Genomic DNA, 15,442 nt, shown 5'->3' on the forward strand with positions numbered 1-15,442 from the left:
TATAAAGAAAATAAATATAGAATTTTAACATATATTTTTCAAAGTATTTTGCATACTTATAATAACGTACTACTTCTTTGATAAAAACCGGCACTTGGTTTGACAGTAATAGTTTTAGCATATTCTGTCATTTTAATAAATGGCAAAATTAACTTTCCCTGTGATGAATCAAGCCTGAATTCATAGAGTGAGTCTTGCCCCTTTGAATTGGTATGCTTTCTAAACGAATCTTCTAATATCTTATTTTTGCTATGTTTCTCATAACTAAGAATATGTTTCTTTAAATAATCCTCAGATATTTTTTCACTAAAATAAAGATTGGAATTAGAATTTAAATAAAAATATTTATTAATTTTATCGATATCTTTATCATTAATTTTAACATCCATACTGTTAGAGTTAGTAATCTCATATATTTTAGGATCATATAAAAACAAACAAAGTTTTGGGGTTATTGGAAAGAATAACTCAAAACCTAGATTGCTAAATCCAGTCCCATCTGAGTATCCGTTTAAACTTTTTGCAAATATATTATCTTTATTAATTGGAACATCCGTAGTAATAAATTCTCTTGATCTAGAGTTATGAGAAATAAGACACATTTCTAAATCATGAAGTTTGTATTGTAACCCAGACGACATTGAAAGTAGGAGCACACTATTCTCTTTTTTATCGAATCTTAATATTTCTTTAACTTGATTCGAAAGTTTGTCTAAATCACCATTAATCGAGCTCAAGATTGAATCTTTCAGACGTTTTTGTTGTTCAGACACTATTTCATTTAGTTTTAAAGTTCTTAAATCACTGATAACAATAAACTGCATTAACTGCAAAAACTCCAAACTTAATTTAGTAGGTAAGGTTTTAGTTTGAATAATATCTTTTATAATTTTTGAAGCTTTCATTTCAATCTCACAGAGCTTATCTTCAACTTCATTAGTATCCCCATAAAGATTGTGAGATTGAGCCATCGTTCTTATAGAGCCATTTCTTATATATTTATTTTTCTCAACAACAAAAGTACAAATATATTTATTATTATTTGTAAAATTTTTCAAATAGAATTTAGGAACATAATGGTGTCTATTTTTTTTTATTTCGCTCATTCATCTTCTCCAATTTTATTTCAAATCTTTCAATTTCTCTTCTTTCTTCTATTTCTAATATCTTGCAGAATTTATGATAGAATTCTCTTTAAATATTCACTGTTTTCTTAATTTCTTTTAAATCTTTGATATTTTCAAAAATGTTCATAGTGTACTTTATTTATATTTTTAATACATATTAATTGTATCAAAAAAGACACAGATTATTTAAATTTGTATATTTCTTTTTTTAACTCTCATTACTTATAAAATATTATTTTTTTGAAGTAATAATGGAATTTCTTTATGTGACACATTATCTTTACTAAATTTTGATTTGTGATATAATATAAGTATAAAAAGGACTTGCTCAATACAAGTCCAAATGTAGCCGATTAAAAGTCGGTGGCAAATATATTCAGTTAAGAACCGTTAAACTCGCCAAAGTCAAGACGGTTCTTATTTTTTTGCTATCTTTTCGATTAACAAAACGATAAATGTAAGCAAACTGATTAGAAAACCGCAAGCTGCGATAACTAACATGGCTACATCCACGATAAGAGCGCTCCTTTCTGTCAGATTTTGAACTTATTCTCATAAGCATCACCGACCTTTCAGAGCCACCGTCTATTTAAACTTCTACTCAATCATTATAACAAAAAAAGAGCCTACAATCCAAAACTTGTAGGCTCTTAATGTTTTAATTACAATTTCCACTATGCAGAATAGGGAGACTGTGTTAAATGACTTGAGCAGGAGTTTGCTAAAGAAAAGATTGACAGGAGTTTTTCCCCTGAAGGGATTTTTTTCATGGATTTAAGAGTGATCGAAATAAAGTGTTCATATTCGGATTCACTATCTAAAAAGAACCCCAAATAATCAAAAAGGTTATAAAGGGCAAGGTGATTGGCCAAACTTTTTTGTTCCTTGGAAATGTCTTGAACTTCAGAGATGTTTTTGTCGATCTGGCTCGCAAGTTCAATAAATAAGAGTGGCTCATCATTAATTGAAGAAGGAATTGAAATTTCCGTATTTAAAATAACCTGCGATGCATCATAAAGCACTTCTTTCAAGTTGCCATTGTTATCCCAAATTTTTACTCCTTCTTTGGAATGAAAATCTGCAAAAGATTCGTTTGAAAAATGTTGCCATTCCCCAATCGTTTTAAGTACACGTGCATCAGGATTTTGAACATAGATTTCTAAAATTTCATCAATAGGCCGATGCTGATGGAATTGATTGAAGTGTAAGAAGGTAAGCTTTTCTTCTTCTGATAGATGAGGAAAGTGGTTTAGGAAGTTGCTAATTTGTTGATTGACATCGATAAAATTCATGTTTTTTTCTCCATAAGACTACAAAGGAATATCCTGAGTCTTTTCTTTAAGTTTTTCTTGGACAATTTCCTGCCCTGCATCGTAAGTTTTCATTTTCTTAACTACTTTTTGATATTGAGCTTGCAAATCTTTTCGCTCAAGTTGAAGAGCTTTAATTTTGAGTTTATTCTCTTCAGTTGGATTTTCGTATTTCAATTGCTCATTCTGTTTTAAGATATGATCATCTAAATTTTTTAAGGCTTGCTTGATTTTTTCCACATCATTCATAAATTTTTGACCAAGCACTTCAACTGCTTTTTCACCATTAACCTGGCGTTCTGAAATTAAGTTCAATGCTGCAACCATTTCACGTACATTTTGAATGGCAGAATTTTTGCGCTGAAGTATTGTGCCACTTTCACCAGATAAAATTTTAGAAAGAACAGTTCCTTTTAAAAATTTACTTTTATTGGCTTCATCATTAATAAAATAAAATGAATCTTTATTTTTGAAGTAAGCCTTATAAGAGCCATCTTCTAATTTATCTAATTTATAATCAGGAATTTTAATCACACCTTCCTCATAGCGCCCATATTCAACACGAACATAAATGGCATTCATTGTATCTTTTTCAATTTGCCAGGGCTGTATCACAAATTCAAGATCAGGTTCTTGTTCAAGTTTTTGATGCTCATCTTGAAAGGCTTGATTGATTTGATCAATGTGATAAACTCCTTCGATGTGATTTTTCTCAAAGCGTTCTACAAGTTTATCAAAAGAATATTTTCGACTTTTTTTATTCAAAGTATAATCACGTGCAGGTCGTTGTTGAGGTAAATCTGTGAGTTGATAATTGATGACTTGGCCATAATCTTTTGACTTGTGATGTTCGTCGACTTGGATATTAAGTGCATGGGCTTTTTGTTTGAAGTCCTCAAAATTTATTGAGTGTCTTAACAAAAAGTCTAATCGTTCTTTTAAAATTTGACGATAATTATTTTCTCTTTTGTATTTTTCATACTTGGCATGAGAGGTTCTTTTTGGAGCATCTAAAATCATTGCCCCATGATAATCTGCTATTTTATCTGAAATATTTCTCAGAAGATTTGTCGTTCCTTTTTGCCACCGAAATTTTTTTAAATCAACTGAAGAGGTCGCATTAAAAATAATGTGATTATGATAATGGTCTTGGTCAACATGAGTGGCAATAACAAATTCATGATTCCCTCCTGTGAGTTCTAAAACTGTTTGTCTGCCGATCTCATGAATTTCTTCAGGAGTAAGATTATCATTTGGATCAAAAGATTGAATAATGTGACGAGCCACAACTTCTTGATCAGATTTTTTGTTCGATTGACCTAGTGCTAACCGAGCCATTTTTCGAGTCAGTTTCATTTCAAAATCTGCATTATTGACATAGTTAATTTTATAACCACTTGTCAAAGTTTGTCCCATTGTTTTTTCAGGATTCAAAATATATTTAATTGCTCTTTGAAGATTTCTTTCATTTTGGATAGTTAAAGATTTAGTCGTAGGCATATTTAATTAGACCTCATCACTCTATTCAATTCTTTTAATAAAAGCTTAAAAGTGGTCTCATAGTTACTCTTCATTTGCTCAACTTGTGATAAAAGGTACTGAACATCTTCAGTCGCAACTACATCGGACTCATTCACTTTTTTGGCAATCTGATTCACATTATTTCCAATTTTGTTTAGTTCATAAACATATTTTCCAGTCTCAGAAAGAGAATCTTTTAATTCGGAAAAATTATAAATAATAATTTCCCCTTCATTTAAAGCAAGCTCACGAACATAATTAGTTATGGTTTTTGCATTTGCTCTTTTCATGTTATTTAAGATTTTCTTTTTCTCTTCTTCAGTAACATAAATAAATAATGGCTTATTTCTATGTAGTTTTTTCTTCACTTATCAAACCTCCTTTGAGTAGTTTTATAATGTATGAGTGCAAAAAAATCGCGGCGCAAGGCTACGCCTTGCAAGAGCGAGGGAGCTTCGCCGTCTCCCCTCAGGGGGGAGAACCCTCTACTCTGGCAAGCATAGCAAGGTACTAGTACCTTGCTTCAATCATAAAAAGTTTAAAAAAAATAACCAACCAAGGTTGGCTACTTTATTTAATTTTTGTGATTGTTTTTGGGGATACTCCCCAAGCCCCTTTTTGCAAGTCACAATATTCAATGTAGTTTTGATTGTTCAAATATCTTTTCAATTTCTTCTTCATATTTTGAGTGATTCATTGATTTTATTTCATTTTCTAAAGCAGATAATTTTAAAATATAAGGCAACAAATTCTTACTTCTTATATCTTCTAAAACTCTCCGCTGTTCTTGAATCTGTCCAATCATATTTTTTTGAATCGGAATATTTAGAGAAGGAGAAGGGGTTTTATTCAAAATTTGACAGATGATTTCTTGAACATAGGGATCACTAAATATCATTCTTTGTCGTCCTCTTCATCTGTAGAATTGTGCTCTTTTGCAAGCTCTAAATCTATAATACTACCAATATCTGTAATATTGGTAGGTGAATCCTAATTTTTATTTTCTGCTTTTTCTTGTTTCACAGTTTGCATATTTGAGAGGGCATTCGCTTCCATCTCTTTTGAAAGTCTTATCTCTTCTTCAAAAGATTCAAATTCTGTCTCAACTTTATTAACAACATAATCAGTAGAAATTTGAGTTTGAAATTGGTCAACACAAGCTCGTATTCTATTCAGGGATTCCTCAATATTTATCTTTTTCGGATTAGTATTTTTATAAATTTCATCGAGTGCCTGATAGTCAATTCCGAAGGATTTTAAGATACAAAAGTTGACGCTTGCTTTTTCAATTTCAGACAAATTTTTGTAAAGTATTCCAGTAGAACCGACAATAATTTCTTGAAAAGAACTACTCTCATTAAGAGCTGCAGATACCATTAAAGTATGATCACTCATAATTTGATGCGTCACATTTCCCAAATATTGGCTGAAATTAACATCAATTTGATAGATTTTTTTCAGGTCATTAATCAGTTCTCTTGTATCAAATGTAGCTTCAGATAAAATCATTTCTCCACTTGTATCTTTAAAATCAAAGAAGGGAATGACTGATTTATTATCATCTCCAAACAGAAAAATTGGTTGTGCATTCTGATTTATTTCTTGTTCACAGTACTTCCATTCAAGAGGTGTTTTTACAACTGAGTATGTAGGGAGTTGTCCAGTCAAAAGAAAAATATTTTGTGGTGATAAATAAAAAGCATGCGATAAATGAACTAGAAATTGCTTGTAAAAACTTAACGATGTGAGAGAAGAGCGCTTCTGTTTAATATACTTATTAAGGGAATCAGTATTAATTTTCTCTTGAGATAATAATTTAAGCAGTTCAGAATCTGGTTCGAGTTTTTGAACCTCTTCTTTTTCAATCAGAGTAGTTAATTTATTCTTTGTAAGAGCAAGAAATTGTTCGCTGTATTCTTGCTTATCTTTATAAAAGTATTTTCTGAAGTATTGTTTTAGTGTCTCTTGTTCTTCAGAACTAGAATTGACTGTTATGTTTTTCCAAACACTTTTTATAATATCAGAAAGTAACCAGTTTAAATTATAGCGTTTGAGGTTACTTTTAGAAAGATTTGTACCTGGGATTGAAAGCTGCTTGAGTAGCTCAGAAATTTGTTTTTGACTAAAATATTCTTCAATCTTTTCGTTGAAGTTTGGTATTTCAATTTTTGAAGAAGTGGACTTGGTACGATTCATTTCATTTAATTTAGTATTAAATTTAGTTGAATGTTTAAATAAATCTTCTTCAGTTAATTGTGTTTGAGTGGAATAGGATTCAGTAAGTAGTTGGTAAGGAATACCAAGCGTTTGAGCAGCATAATCAAAGAAATAGACACTACTTGCGTTTGGATTCTCTACTTTACGTTCAGATAGCCAGTCATAAATAATATAAGCGTTTTTTGAAATATCTAAGGCCGAAAAATCATCTTTAACATTATATTTTCTAACCAACTTCTTCTTTAAACCTAGCGTATTTCTATCATAGTTATCAGGAAAGAACTGACTATTTTTTGGATTATCCATTGAATTTTCTCCTTAATTTTTGATGTAACCTTTTTTAAATCTCAAAATCAGGACTTTCAATTTCAGGTTTATTTGGATGATATTCAGAAGAATGATGTTGTTGAGAAGCAAGTTCTGAAAGAATGGCTTGTCGTTGATTTGGAGATAATTTTGAGAATTTTTCAGCATCTGATTCCTTAACAGAAGTATTTAATGCTGCGGCAGATTCTTTTAATTTAGCAAGGTCATTTATAAGTTGTAGGTCATTTTCTTCCATTGTGTATTTATGATTTTCAACTAATGGAACAGCATGATAACCAATTTCTTCGAGTTCAGAAATTGATTTGTCACTAACATAACTCGATGTTTCAGGGACAATTATAGTTCCCCATTGTAGAATATCCACCCAGTTTTGGTCATCAAGCAACAAAACATTATGGTCTAACCCTCTAACGCCATAATCAAAATCTCCACTAATTTTTATGTCATCAATGAGGTAAATTGCCTCATTTAAATTTTGTGTTTCTGAAATCTCTCCCTCTTCAATTGCCATTTTAAGGAGATTAATGTACTTTTGCTTTTCTGTCAGTTCTATAATTTCTTCATTTGTTGCTTGGATTTTTAATTCATTTTCCATTGTTTCTTCTCTTTCTTTTGAGGTGATTTGTTTTATTTTTTCCATTCCATCAGGGAATAATGGAACAGTTGAGAAACGATAACTTGGTGACTTTTTTGAAATGTTTTCTAGTTTTAAAACATATCGCTCAAAGTCATCTGATATAATATTTGATTGTTCATTAATGAGTTTGGCCTGTTCTTGCGGCAACGTGTTCCGAATAGGAATGATAAACTCATCAAGAACAAATAAAGCTTTTTCAAAGTCAATACCAGGTCTTTTAAAGTGAGGGTTATCGGTTGGAAAAGGCGTTTCAAAAAAAGCCCCTGGAGGCTTATTTTTTCCAATATTTGCACGTAAGGGGAGATACCAACTTTCTTGGTTATCATAAAGTCCCACATAACTTCTTGTTAGTTTATCTAAGAGCTGCTCACTACCAGTTCTTGCGATTGTCTCAGCAATGAAACGCTGGTCAAGAGTAACCAGTTTATAGTTTTTGTAGATTGACATTACCTGTTTTCCTTTGATATAATATATATAAAGAGAGTCGTACAGGCAGAACAAGCCTTGATTGTTCCATTAGGTGAGGCGACTCTTTTTTTTATTGTCAAAAAATAAGCTCTTGAACTATTCAAGAGCTTTTTACATTTCTAATTCTGCGATGGATGGAAATTCTGAACGATTAGCTTCAGGACTGACAGCTTTTGCTAGTTCTGGTTCAACTGATTTTTGAGATGCTTTAACCTGTTTCAATTGGTCGTTCCAGTCGGCTTTCAAGCTTCCTTCACGTAATGGTGCAAAGTGTGGAACGACTTTTGTATGAGGCAAATTGATTGAATCAAAAAATTGGTGACCTGCAGAGTCATTATCAGTTGCAATCACAATCTCAAGATTTTTACTATACTGTAGCTCATCAAGTTTTTTAAGGAAACTAGTAGCACTTTCCGTGCCTTTTACTCGGTTCATTTCTTGCTCATTGAGACAAAGTGCTTCGAGAACATTTCGAGAAATAATCGCTTCGTTCATACCGTGCATAGCAACTAAACGACAATTATCCAACTGTTCTTTATGAAGTTCATAGTAACTCATCATGTCAATTGGAGCTTCAAAAACTATAAGTTTAAAAGGATTTTCAGGAGTTGAACATTTAAATTGTTGTTTAGTACCAATATCTACCCAAGTTCCTGATGTTCCATCACTTCTAAATAAAGTCCTTTTCATTCTTCCTTTTTCTGGATGACGTCTCTTGTTATAAAATATACCTTGCCTTGCACCACCTACCATTTTTCCATTAATATCAAAATTTTTAAATACAATAACAGGCTCTGTAAATCCATCCTGATAATTTTTATTAGTTGCCAAGGCCATGACATTTTGGCGCAAGAAAAAGTCTATCGTATCATCCGATAGACCTCTTTCCTCTTTTAAATATTGCCTTGCAAAATAAAAATTTGAGTGTTCTGGCAGATTATACTCGAATTCTTTTTGAGCTTGAGCTGTTTCTTTAAATACCGAAGCTTTTGATTCTGCAATAAATTCTAACGCCTCTTTAAAGGAGCAGCCTTTGATAAGTTGTACCAGGGCGATTGAATCTTTGCCACGCATATCTGTTCCTTGAGAAAACCAAGAAAAAATATTCTTTTCTGGCGAAATAATGAAACTCCCTTGATGAGATTTCCATGTATAGTTGCGCCCTGATTTAACTAAGTCCATTCCTAAAGCGTAGGCGACATCAATTATACGCTTCGATTTCGCTAGCTTCTTGAGTTCGCTGTCTTTCGACCACCCCATGTTCTACCTCCTCATGTTTTTCTTCAGGAATAGTTACATTTAGCTCAGATAACTTGCTATCTAAGGTTTGTTGGCTCATTTGAGCCTCTTTAACGGCTTTATCAAGAAAAGCCTGCAGTTCAGATTTTAATTTTTCTTGCTGAAGTGCTGCTTCAGCTTTTTTGGTTTTCAAAATGGCAGCTAATTCTTCTGTTTCTAATTTGAATCGACGACTAATTTCATTTTCCTTAGCAAGAATAAACCGATTTTTTAGCTTTGTAACTTTTTCAGATTGACTGTTTTCAATATCACTTCTGATTGTTTGGATGGCTTGCTCGTGTCTAAGCTTTTCAGCCTGTATTTGCTTATCTAATTCATCTTGGCATTCAGTATGAATGTTTTGTTTTTCAATTGAATATTTCTTGTTAAGGTTAGAAGTGACTTCTTCTCTGATATTTGCACGATGATCAAGCTGACGGATTTCATCATACATTTCTTGATTTTTGGTTTTAACAAATTGTGAGAGTTGGTCAAGCCCTTGACTTTTAAAGTTATTGATAAAATCTGAGAAATTTTTTGCGGCTGCAGGGGGGAAAGGAGTAATTTTAGATTTTTCTACAACTGGTTCAGTTACTTCAGCTTGATCGTACTTCTCAATAAGAGATGAAAGATTAAACGAAGGGGTAGAAAGTGGGAGAGCTTCCTCTTCAAAATCATTTTCATTTTCAAACGGATTAAGTGGAGTATCTTCTGTAGGTACTGCAGTTTCTGATTTTTCCTCAACTTCTACAGTAGGACTAATTGTAGAGGAGCTAGATGATTCAGTCTCGACTATTTCCAACTCTTTCACCTCTTCTTCCACGTTAGGTTTTGAAACTTCAAATGGAATTGGTTTTTTAGTTTTGAATGCTACTAATTCTTTATTCCAGTCAGTTGACTCATTTTGTGGTAGAAAGAAAGATTGACCATAATATGCTTTTGCATATAAGGCACGGTCAACTTTCGTGATTGTCACTTGACCTTTAGTGTTTTCCATCAGCAATCTTAGATTTTCAGATTTTACATGTTCAACCAGGTCTTTATAACTATGTAATTCTTTTTCTTCAAAATTCTTTGCATCCGACAATTCATAAGTAAAAGATGAAAGTCGGTCTTGTAATACTCTCATAATAGCCATTAGATACTATCCTCCATCGAACGATTTGGTAATTGAGGATTTGTTTGTTGATCGCTGCTAATCAAAAGAACAGTATCAATTGCTTCCTCAAAATCTACCCCTGCTTCTTTTAGTGTTTTCATGAAAAGTTCAGTTTGTTCAGATTCAATTTGCTTTTTTAAATCATTAATATTTTCCTGAATCTTAATTAAATTATCTTCTTCTTTTTTCAACTTGCTTTTAAGCTGATTAAGTTTATTCTTTGATACCTTAGCCATTATTTGCATTTCCTCCTGGTATATTTTTACTCTCTGTTAAATTAATTGCGGCTACTTTATTTTCATCCATCGTAACATCATATTTACTATCTACCATATAACCTTCTTTTTGGTAGATTGGTGTTTCTAAATATTCAATTTCAACAAAGTATTTATTTTTATCATCAGAGCTTTGATAAATACTCCCTTTTTTGTAGCTTCGAGCCACAAGTTGAGTAGAATTTGAAGTATTAATTTGCTTTGTTTTCTTATACGTTTTAACCATAGCACTTAATGTTTGAGCATCTTGGGAAATGTAGCTGCTTGCATAGGCTTGAAGAGTCATAAGTGTCTCAAGATATGAGGCACGTTTTTGAATTGAATTATCATTTAAGTCATAAGTAACATAAGATTTGATGAAATTTTGAAGATTTTCTTTTGGAGTAGCCTCTTTATCTGTGTCCTGTTCCTCACTAGATGTGCTTTCCTTTTCAATACTTTCTGATGTTTCTTTTGTGCTTTGTTTTGTAGAAATAGATGTTTTAGGAGTGGGAATAGCGGCTTTATGATTACCATTGAAAATGTTAACCACCGCAAATACAATCGCAATGACAACGAGAGCCACTACTAAACAGATTCCGACAATTATATTTCTGCGCTTTTTATTATCAATCATAGGTTTTTCCTTTATTTATTTTTTAGGTGGATGGATTACTGAAGCAACCCCTGAATTATACGTGTAAGTCCAAGTTTTTAATGGAGTAGGATTTTGGTCATAGATCATTAATTCATTCTTCCCTAAGATTTTTCCTACAACTGCAGTATGCCCATTTTCAGCATCTGTATTCCATGTACCCATGTTTGCCCCACGTTTAAAGTTGATAATATCTCCAACTTTAATTTGTGAGTATTTAGGCTCATTAACAACTGTCCAACCCCAACCTTTCCAATCATAGTCTGAACCAATATCTGAAGCAGCAACCCCACCTCGTAAAATAATATTTGAGTTAATGCTATGCGCATAATAGGCTGATACTGCGTAACATTGACCTGTTAAGCCTCCAAAGTCTCCTGGTATAATTTGGCCAAGCATCTTATTTAAGACTTCAACATTGGCACTACCCCCACCGCCATCTACTGGCCCATATCCGTTAGGTGGAGCAGGTGTTCCGCCATGCTCATCAATATATTTATCGAACGCTTCAGCAACTTTTGCACGTTGCTTGCCAGAATCTATAGCTGTCCAATAGACTGCTTCTCCTGGTTTTAAAGCCCCTGAGTGATAGGCTGCAGCACGTAAATCCATGATATAAAGTGAGGTGTTACTATATTTATCATATTGAGTAGCTTTAAAATCTGTAACAGCTCTATCATTGTCCCAGGATGCCCCCTGATCAGGGTCATTATCTACTGCCCCATATCCAAAAAGATTTGATTTTGAGTACTCTTTAGCAACTCCTGCTGTACCGTATGAACTCTCCATTTGAGCAAACGCAACAAGCATTCGAACATCAATGTTTGATTCACTTTGAAGTTTTAAAAACTCCGTACCGCTTGCTCGACTATCTAGGCCAGTAAATCCTTGGCTTTTAATAAAACCGTCTATTTGCTCTGCAGTAATTCCGTAACGTTGTGCCAGGTAATCAGAATAATAGGCATCTCCATCTTCACTCCAATGCTTAACATAAGTTACCCCATAGGTTTCTGCCTGCTGATTATTTGAGTTCATAATCGCAGGAAAGAAAATAGAGATTAACCCTAAGAATAGTACACCCACGACAACAACTGCGCCACCAATCATTGCTGTTGGCTTATTCATTACCGCTACAGCAACCTTTTGAATGGAATTAGTTATCTTTTGGACTAATGATTTACCAAGCGAAGCATTACTATTTGGCTTGATAAATGGATTTGAGTTTAGTCCTTTTTCAATCTTAGATTTTTTTGGCGTATTATTGGTATGAAAGCGAAAATCTTGCTTTGTTTGACTATTGACAGAACGACCAAATTTTTCATGTTTCGTTAAAAAACCTTTGACCTTTTTAGTGGTCTTATAAGTAGATTGGACATTATCTTGAGCCTTCTTCAGGTTTTTTACACCTTCAGTTGACTCATTTTCATCAAGTTGCTGAATCAAGGGTTGAGTAACTATTTTTTTCCCTTGTTTTTTGCTTACTTTTGCTACCTTTCCTCCGCTATGTTTTTGAGAAGGCTTTGATAGCGCCTTTTTTGAACCAAATGCACGTGTAGATTGAGAAGTAAATCCGTTAGGAATACTCTCTTTACCAGGTTGGCTATTAATTTTTGATTTAGATTTAAAATGAGTACTTGCTTTCTCATTTTTAGATTTTTGCTTTTGAAATCCCTTTTTATACTTATCAGAAAAAGCGACTCCCTTTGAACCATTGTGAGCCGCTTTTTTGATACCATCACGTTCTATACGATAGAAAACTTGTTTTTTATCAGATTTTAGATGACGTTCCATCTTAGTACGATTATCTATTGGCATAGGCTATTCACTCACTTTTACTTTTGTATCCATAATTTCAAAAAGCTTTGTACCTGTTGGAATTGTATTGTTAAACGGAATCACTTTTCCTCCTGCAATAATTAACCCTTTCCCTTTACCTGGGTTTTTCAGATAACTGGCTTGTTTTGGTGTTAACTCATACTTATCAACGATTGATTTATAAACATCAAGCTTTTGTTCCAAAAGAATTAAGAAATCTGAGTTAAACAAGATAGAACGCCCTTGTTCTGTACTCAACATTGTTTCTGCAGACTGAGTCATAAATGTTGGAATACCTCCATACTTACGGATACGAGAATAAATGTCTGCAGCTTTTGTTCGCAATAATTCATTTTGACTTGGGTTCATGATGATTTGGAATTCATCAATATAAACACGAGTAGTAATCCCTTTACGTTTATTAGCTGCAACCTTATTCCACACACGATCCAAAATAACCATATATCCAAGAACTGACATTTCATTCTTGAGAGAGTGCATATCATAGATTGTCAAACGACTATCTGTATTGACATTCGTAGGTTTGGCAAACATGTTTAACGAACCAGTCACATAAATTTCCAATTCCCCAACAAGTTCTTGTGCTTGTGGTCGAGCATCAGCTTTTAATTCCTCGTACCAATCTTGTAAGCTAGGATTTGAATATTTATGATAAGTTGTGGTGGTTATTGTATCAACAATCCCACGTTGAGTTGAGGACAAGCCACCCACAAGGTCGCCAAAGATACTAATTAAAAAGTCAGCTTTTAGGGCAACTGGATTATCATCTTTTGCAATATCCTTAGAGTCAGGAAGTTCCATGATATTAATAGCTGTATTTGTACCAGGAGCGACTGGCACGACAACCCCATTAAGACGATAAGCAATCGGACTATATTCACGTTCAGGGTCTAAGATGATAATCTCATCCTTAGGATTTTTTAAGAGCGTTGAAATCATCTCTGTTTTACCTGCAAATGATTTACCACCACCAGAAACAGCCATAATTCCACCGTTACCGTTGGCCATTTCTTCTCCACTACGATTGATAAGGATGTTATTTTTAGAAAGTTGGTTAATACCATAATACGTTCCACCTTCATGTTGCACATCCATGCTTGTATAAGGCGAGTTAATCGAAATATTTGGAGTAATTAAATCTCTAAGAAACATTCGCTCAAAATCCATATAATTCTTTCCTAGTGGAAGTGAGGAGTTGAGCGCCATTTCCTGAGTAAGATAAAATGGATCAAAAACAGCACCATATTTGTCTCCTACAGATTTTACTTTTGAAATATCTTGTTGGAGCTGCTCTTTGGAGTCAGACCAAACATAAACCATAAACGTTGAAGAGATTTGTTTATCGCCAGTCTCACTCACAAATTCAATTTGCTCATCAAGGTCAGCTTTCAATTCTTTGGTCGTTCTAGCAATATGTTGTGTGTTATATCCACGTGAACTGGCTTTCATTTCACGCTTAATTACTTCAATTTCAACGTCGGTCACTTCGTTTCTCAAGCGTTGGTTTGTATCAGAAATAGAATAAGGCGTTCCATGAATGGTAATTGCCATCTCAACTTCAGCTTCAGTTAAATCTTTGAATAGCTCATCAGAGAGATTTCGAGGAAATTCACGCAGATAAAGCACTTCACCAAATTTGTCATCAATTTGAAAATCTAATTTTGTTCGCATATTAAATTCTAAGAAATCTGGTGCAATCATATCTTTTGTTGTACGATTTGAACGTGCAATATCTTCATAGCTGCCATAAATTGGCTTACCAGGGCGTAAAAGTTTATTCAAGACTTTTAATCGTTCCATCCCATTAAGACGAACGAGAGGTGAATTAACTTCTCTTAATTCTTCCGCAAACGTATCAGAAACTGATTCTAAACGATGCATTGCTTTACGTTGATTATCAGCTTCAGTTGAAAGTGTAATATAACGTTCCACGTTGAAATTATTACGCCCACGGTCATAATTATCTTCAATAATCTCGTTAAATTCTTCTCGGAGATCATCAAAGCCATCTTTTTGGTAAAGGTAAGCCGCTTCTTTCATATAGTGGTCTTTTGGATTTTTTGTAACCAAAAGTGTAAGTTGAAAATGTTCTGTTTCAGAGAGTTGATTAATTGCAGCATTGTAGCGAGAAAGAATATTCTTTTGTTCTTCATCTGTTGCTGTGCTGTAAGTAATAGCGCCCAATTCATAGGTATTTGAAAATGTCTTATCGACAACGTGCATCATTCCATTTTCAAATAGAGCAGTATACATTAAGCTGTTTTGAGTAGTAGCAGCTTTACTTTTCTTTTTATTTGAAGTCTGATTCTTTAATTTTTTTCTGTTTTTTGAAATCATTTTTATTGTACTTTTTCATCCCTTCTTTTTTGTAGATACGTGTTTGTGTTGTGATGTTAAAACGATAATAAAGTTTCAACCAGGTCGTAAATTTCATTCCATGTGGACGATATAGTGCATTCCCAACCGCTAATGCAATAAAAATAAACATTGCCAGTTTTGATAACGCCCCTGGAACAAAAGCATAAACACTATTGACAGCATCGAATATAATAAAAATGATTATCGTAAATAACGATAACCATTGAGCAAAAGTAAATCCACCAGTCGTTTTATCCCTCGACTTAGGGTCTTTAAAGACTTTTATTTCCATTTT

General features: G+C 33.2%; 15 protein-coding genes. All 15 read right to left on the reverse strand.

The window, feature by feature from the left end; translation table 11 throughout:
• Window positions 1-56 precede the first annotated feature (56 nt).
• The 15 genes from AB6B24_RS03860 to AB6B24_RS03930 all read right to left on the reverse strand — a co-directional run bounded on the left by AB6B24_RS03860 (window position 57) and on the right by AB6B24_RS03930 (window position 15,439).
• On the reverse strand, window positions 57-1,106 hold the full coding sequence (locus AB6B24_RS03860) for a DUF4238 domain-containing protein (RefSeq protein WP_311803359.1): 1,050 nt from the start codon (window positions 1,104-1,106) through the stop codon (window positions 57-59).
• Window positions 1,107-1,544: 438 nt separating this feature from the next.
• Window positions 1,545-1,628 (reverse strand): putative holin-like toxin, encoded by an 84-nt coding sequence (locus AB6B24_RS03865; RefSeq protein WP_143466232.1) that lies wholly within the window; start codon window positions 1,626-1,628, stop codon window positions 1,545-1,547.
• 173 nt (window positions 1,629-1,801) lie between these two features.
• On the reverse strand, window positions 1,802-2,419 hold the full coding sequence (locus tag AB6B24_RS03870) for a hypothetical protein (RefSeq protein WP_311803358.1): 618 nt from the start codon (window positions 2,417-2,419) through the stop codon (window positions 1,802-1,804).
• Between the two features lie 18 nt (window positions 2,420-2,437).
• A complete protein-coding gene (locus AB6B24_RS03875; RefSeq protein WP_058208118.1) occupies window positions 2,438-3,937 on the reverse strand; it encodes a relaxase/mobilization nuclease domain-containing protein in 1,500 nt (499 codons plus the stop codon).
• A gap of 2 nt (window positions 3,938-3,939) precedes the next feature.
• Entirely contained in the window at window positions 3,940-4,326 is a 387-nt protein-coding gene (mobC, locus tag AB6B24_RS03880) for a plasmid mobilization relaxosome protein MobC (RefSeq protein WP_311804580.1), read from the reverse strand.
• Window positions 4,327-4,592: 266 nt separating this feature from the next.
• Window positions 4,593-4,856, reverse strand: a complete 264-nt coding sequence (locus tag AB6B24_RS03885; RefSeq protein ID WP_058208588.1) for a hypothetical protein — start codon at window positions 4,854-4,856, stop codon at window positions 4,593-4,595.
• Between the two features lie 92 nt (window positions 4,857-4,948).
• On the reverse strand, window positions 4,949-6,481 hold the full coding sequence (locus AB6B24_RS03890) for a hypothetical protein (protein WP_311805101.1): 1,533 nt from the start codon (window positions 6,479-6,481) through the stop codon (window positions 4,949-4,951).
• A gap of 34 nt (window positions 6,482-6,515) precedes the next feature.
• Complete coding sequence (locus tag AB6B24_RS03895; protein ID WP_311843552.1) at window positions 6,516-7,586, reverse strand: hypothetical protein; 1,071 nt, start codon at window positions 7,584-7,586, stop codon at window positions 6,516-6,518.
• A gap of 132 nt (window positions 7,587-7,718) precedes the next feature.
• Window positions 7,719-8,867 (reverse strand): toprim domain-containing protein, encoded by a 1,149-nt coding sequence (locus AB6B24_RS03900; RefSeq protein WP_311805105.1) that lies wholly within the window; start codon window positions 8,865-8,867, stop codon window positions 7,719-7,721.
• Complete coding sequence (locus tag AB6B24_RS03905; protein WP_058208592.1) at window positions 8,809-10,023, reverse strand: hypothetical protein; 1,215 nt, start codon at window positions 10,021-10,023, stop codon at window positions 8,809-8,811. Before AB6B24_RS03905 ends, AB6B24_RS03900 begins: the two co-directional genes overlap by 59 nt.
• A complete protein-coding gene (locus AB6B24_RS03910; RefSeq protein WP_058208593.1) occupies window positions 10,023-10,280 on the reverse strand; it encodes a hypothetical protein in 258 nt (85 codons plus the stop codon). The genes AB6B24_RS03905 and AB6B24_RS03910 overlap by 1 nt, the downstream gene beginning before the upstream one ends.
• On the reverse strand, window positions 10,273-10,935 hold the full coding sequence (locus AB6B24_RS03915) for a hypothetical protein (RefSeq protein ID WP_311804571.1): 663 nt from the start codon (window positions 10,933-10,935) through the stop codon (window positions 10,273-10,275). The genes AB6B24_RS03910 and AB6B24_RS03915 overlap by 8 nt, the downstream gene beginning before the upstream one ends.
• A gap of 15 nt (window positions 10,936-10,950) precedes the next feature.
• Complete coding sequence (locus AB6B24_RS03920; RefSeq protein WP_058208595.1) at window positions 10,951-12,768, reverse strand: CHAP domain-containing protein; 1,818 nt, start codon at window positions 12,766-12,768, stop codon at window positions 10,951-10,953.
• 3 nt (window positions 12,769-12,771) lie between these two features.
• A complete protein-coding gene (locus tag AB6B24_RS03925) occupies window positions 12,772-15,126 on the reverse strand; it encodes a VirB4-like conjugal transfer ATPase, CD1110 family (protein ID WP_058208596.1) in 2,355 nt (784 codons plus the stop codon).
• Window positions 15,080-15,439 (reverse strand): PrgI family mobile element protein, encoded by a 360-nt coding sequence (locus AB6B24_RS03930; RefSeq protein ID WP_058208597.1) that lies wholly within the window; start codon window positions 15,437-15,439, stop codon window positions 15,080-15,082. Before AB6B24_RS03930 ends, AB6B24_RS03925 begins: the two co-directional genes overlap by 47 nt.
• Between the last annotated feature and the right edge of the window lie 3 nt (window positions 15,440-15,442).

The organism is Lactococcus sp. AK05, from assembly GCF_041026685.1.
Taxonomy (GTDB): Bacteria; Bacillota; Bacilli; order Lactobacillales; family Streptococcaceae; genus Lactococcus; species Lactococcus lactis.

Excerpts from the sequence above, each read along its gene's own strand:
- AB6B24_RS03860 (WP_311803359.1), bottom strand. The coding sequence starts at position 1,106 with ATGAGCGAAATAAAAAAAAATAGACACCATTATGTTCCTAAATTCTAT.
- AB6B24_RS03865 (WP_143466232.1), bottom strand. The coding sequence starts at position 1,628 with ATGTTAGTTATCGCAGCTTGCGGTTTTCTAATCAGTTTGCTTACATTT.
- AB6B24_RS03870 (WP_311803358.1), bottom strand. The coding sequence starts at position 2,419 with ATGAATTTTATCGATGTCAATCAACAAATTAGCAACTTCCTAAACCAC.
- AB6B24_RS03875 (WP_058208118.1), bottom strand. The coding sequence starts at position 3,937 with ATGCCTACGACTAAATCTTTAACTATCCAAAATGAAAGAAATCTTCAA.
- AB6B24_RS03885 (WP_058208588.1), bottom strand. The coding sequence starts at position 4,856 with ATGATATTTAGTGATCCCTATGTTCAAGAAATCATCTGTCAAATTTTG.
- AB6B24_RS03890 (WP_311805101.1), bottom strand. The coding sequence starts at position 6,481 with ATGGATAATCCAAAAAATAGTCAGTTCTTTCCTGATAACTATGATAGA.
- AB6B24_RS03895 (WP_311843552.1), bottom strand. The coding sequence starts at position 7,586 with ATGTCAATCTACAAAAACTATAAACTGGTTACTCTTGACCAGCGTTTC.
- AB6B24_RS03900 (WP_311805105.1), bottom strand. The coding sequence starts at position 8,867 with ATGGGGTGGTCGAAAGACAGCGAACTCAAGAAGCTAGCGAAATCGAAG.
- AB6B24_RS03905 (WP_058208592.1), bottom strand. The coding sequence starts at position 10,023 with ATGGCTATTATGAGAGTATTACAAGACCGACTTTCATCTTTTACTTAT.
- AB6B24_RS03910 (WP_058208593.1), bottom strand. The coding sequence starts at position 10,280 with ATGGCTAAGGTATCAAAGAATAAACTTAATCAGCTTAAAAGCAAGTTG.
- AB6B24_RS03915 (WP_311804571.1), bottom strand. The coding sequence starts at position 10,935 with ATGATTGATAATAAAAAGCGCAGAAATATAATTGTCGGAATCTGTTTA.
- AB6B24_RS03920 (WP_058208595.1), bottom strand. The coding sequence starts at position 12,768 with ATGCCAATAGATAATCGTACTAAGATGGAACGTCATCTAAAATCTGAT.
- AB6B24_RS03925 (WP_058208596.1), bottom strand. The coding sequence starts at position 15,126 with ATGATTTCAAAAAACAGAAAAAAATTAAAGAATCAGACTTCAAATAAA.
- AB6B24_RS03930 (WP_058208597.1), bottom strand. The coding sequence starts at position 15,439 with ATGGAAATAAAAGTCTTTAAAGACCCTAAGTCGAGGGATAAAACGACT.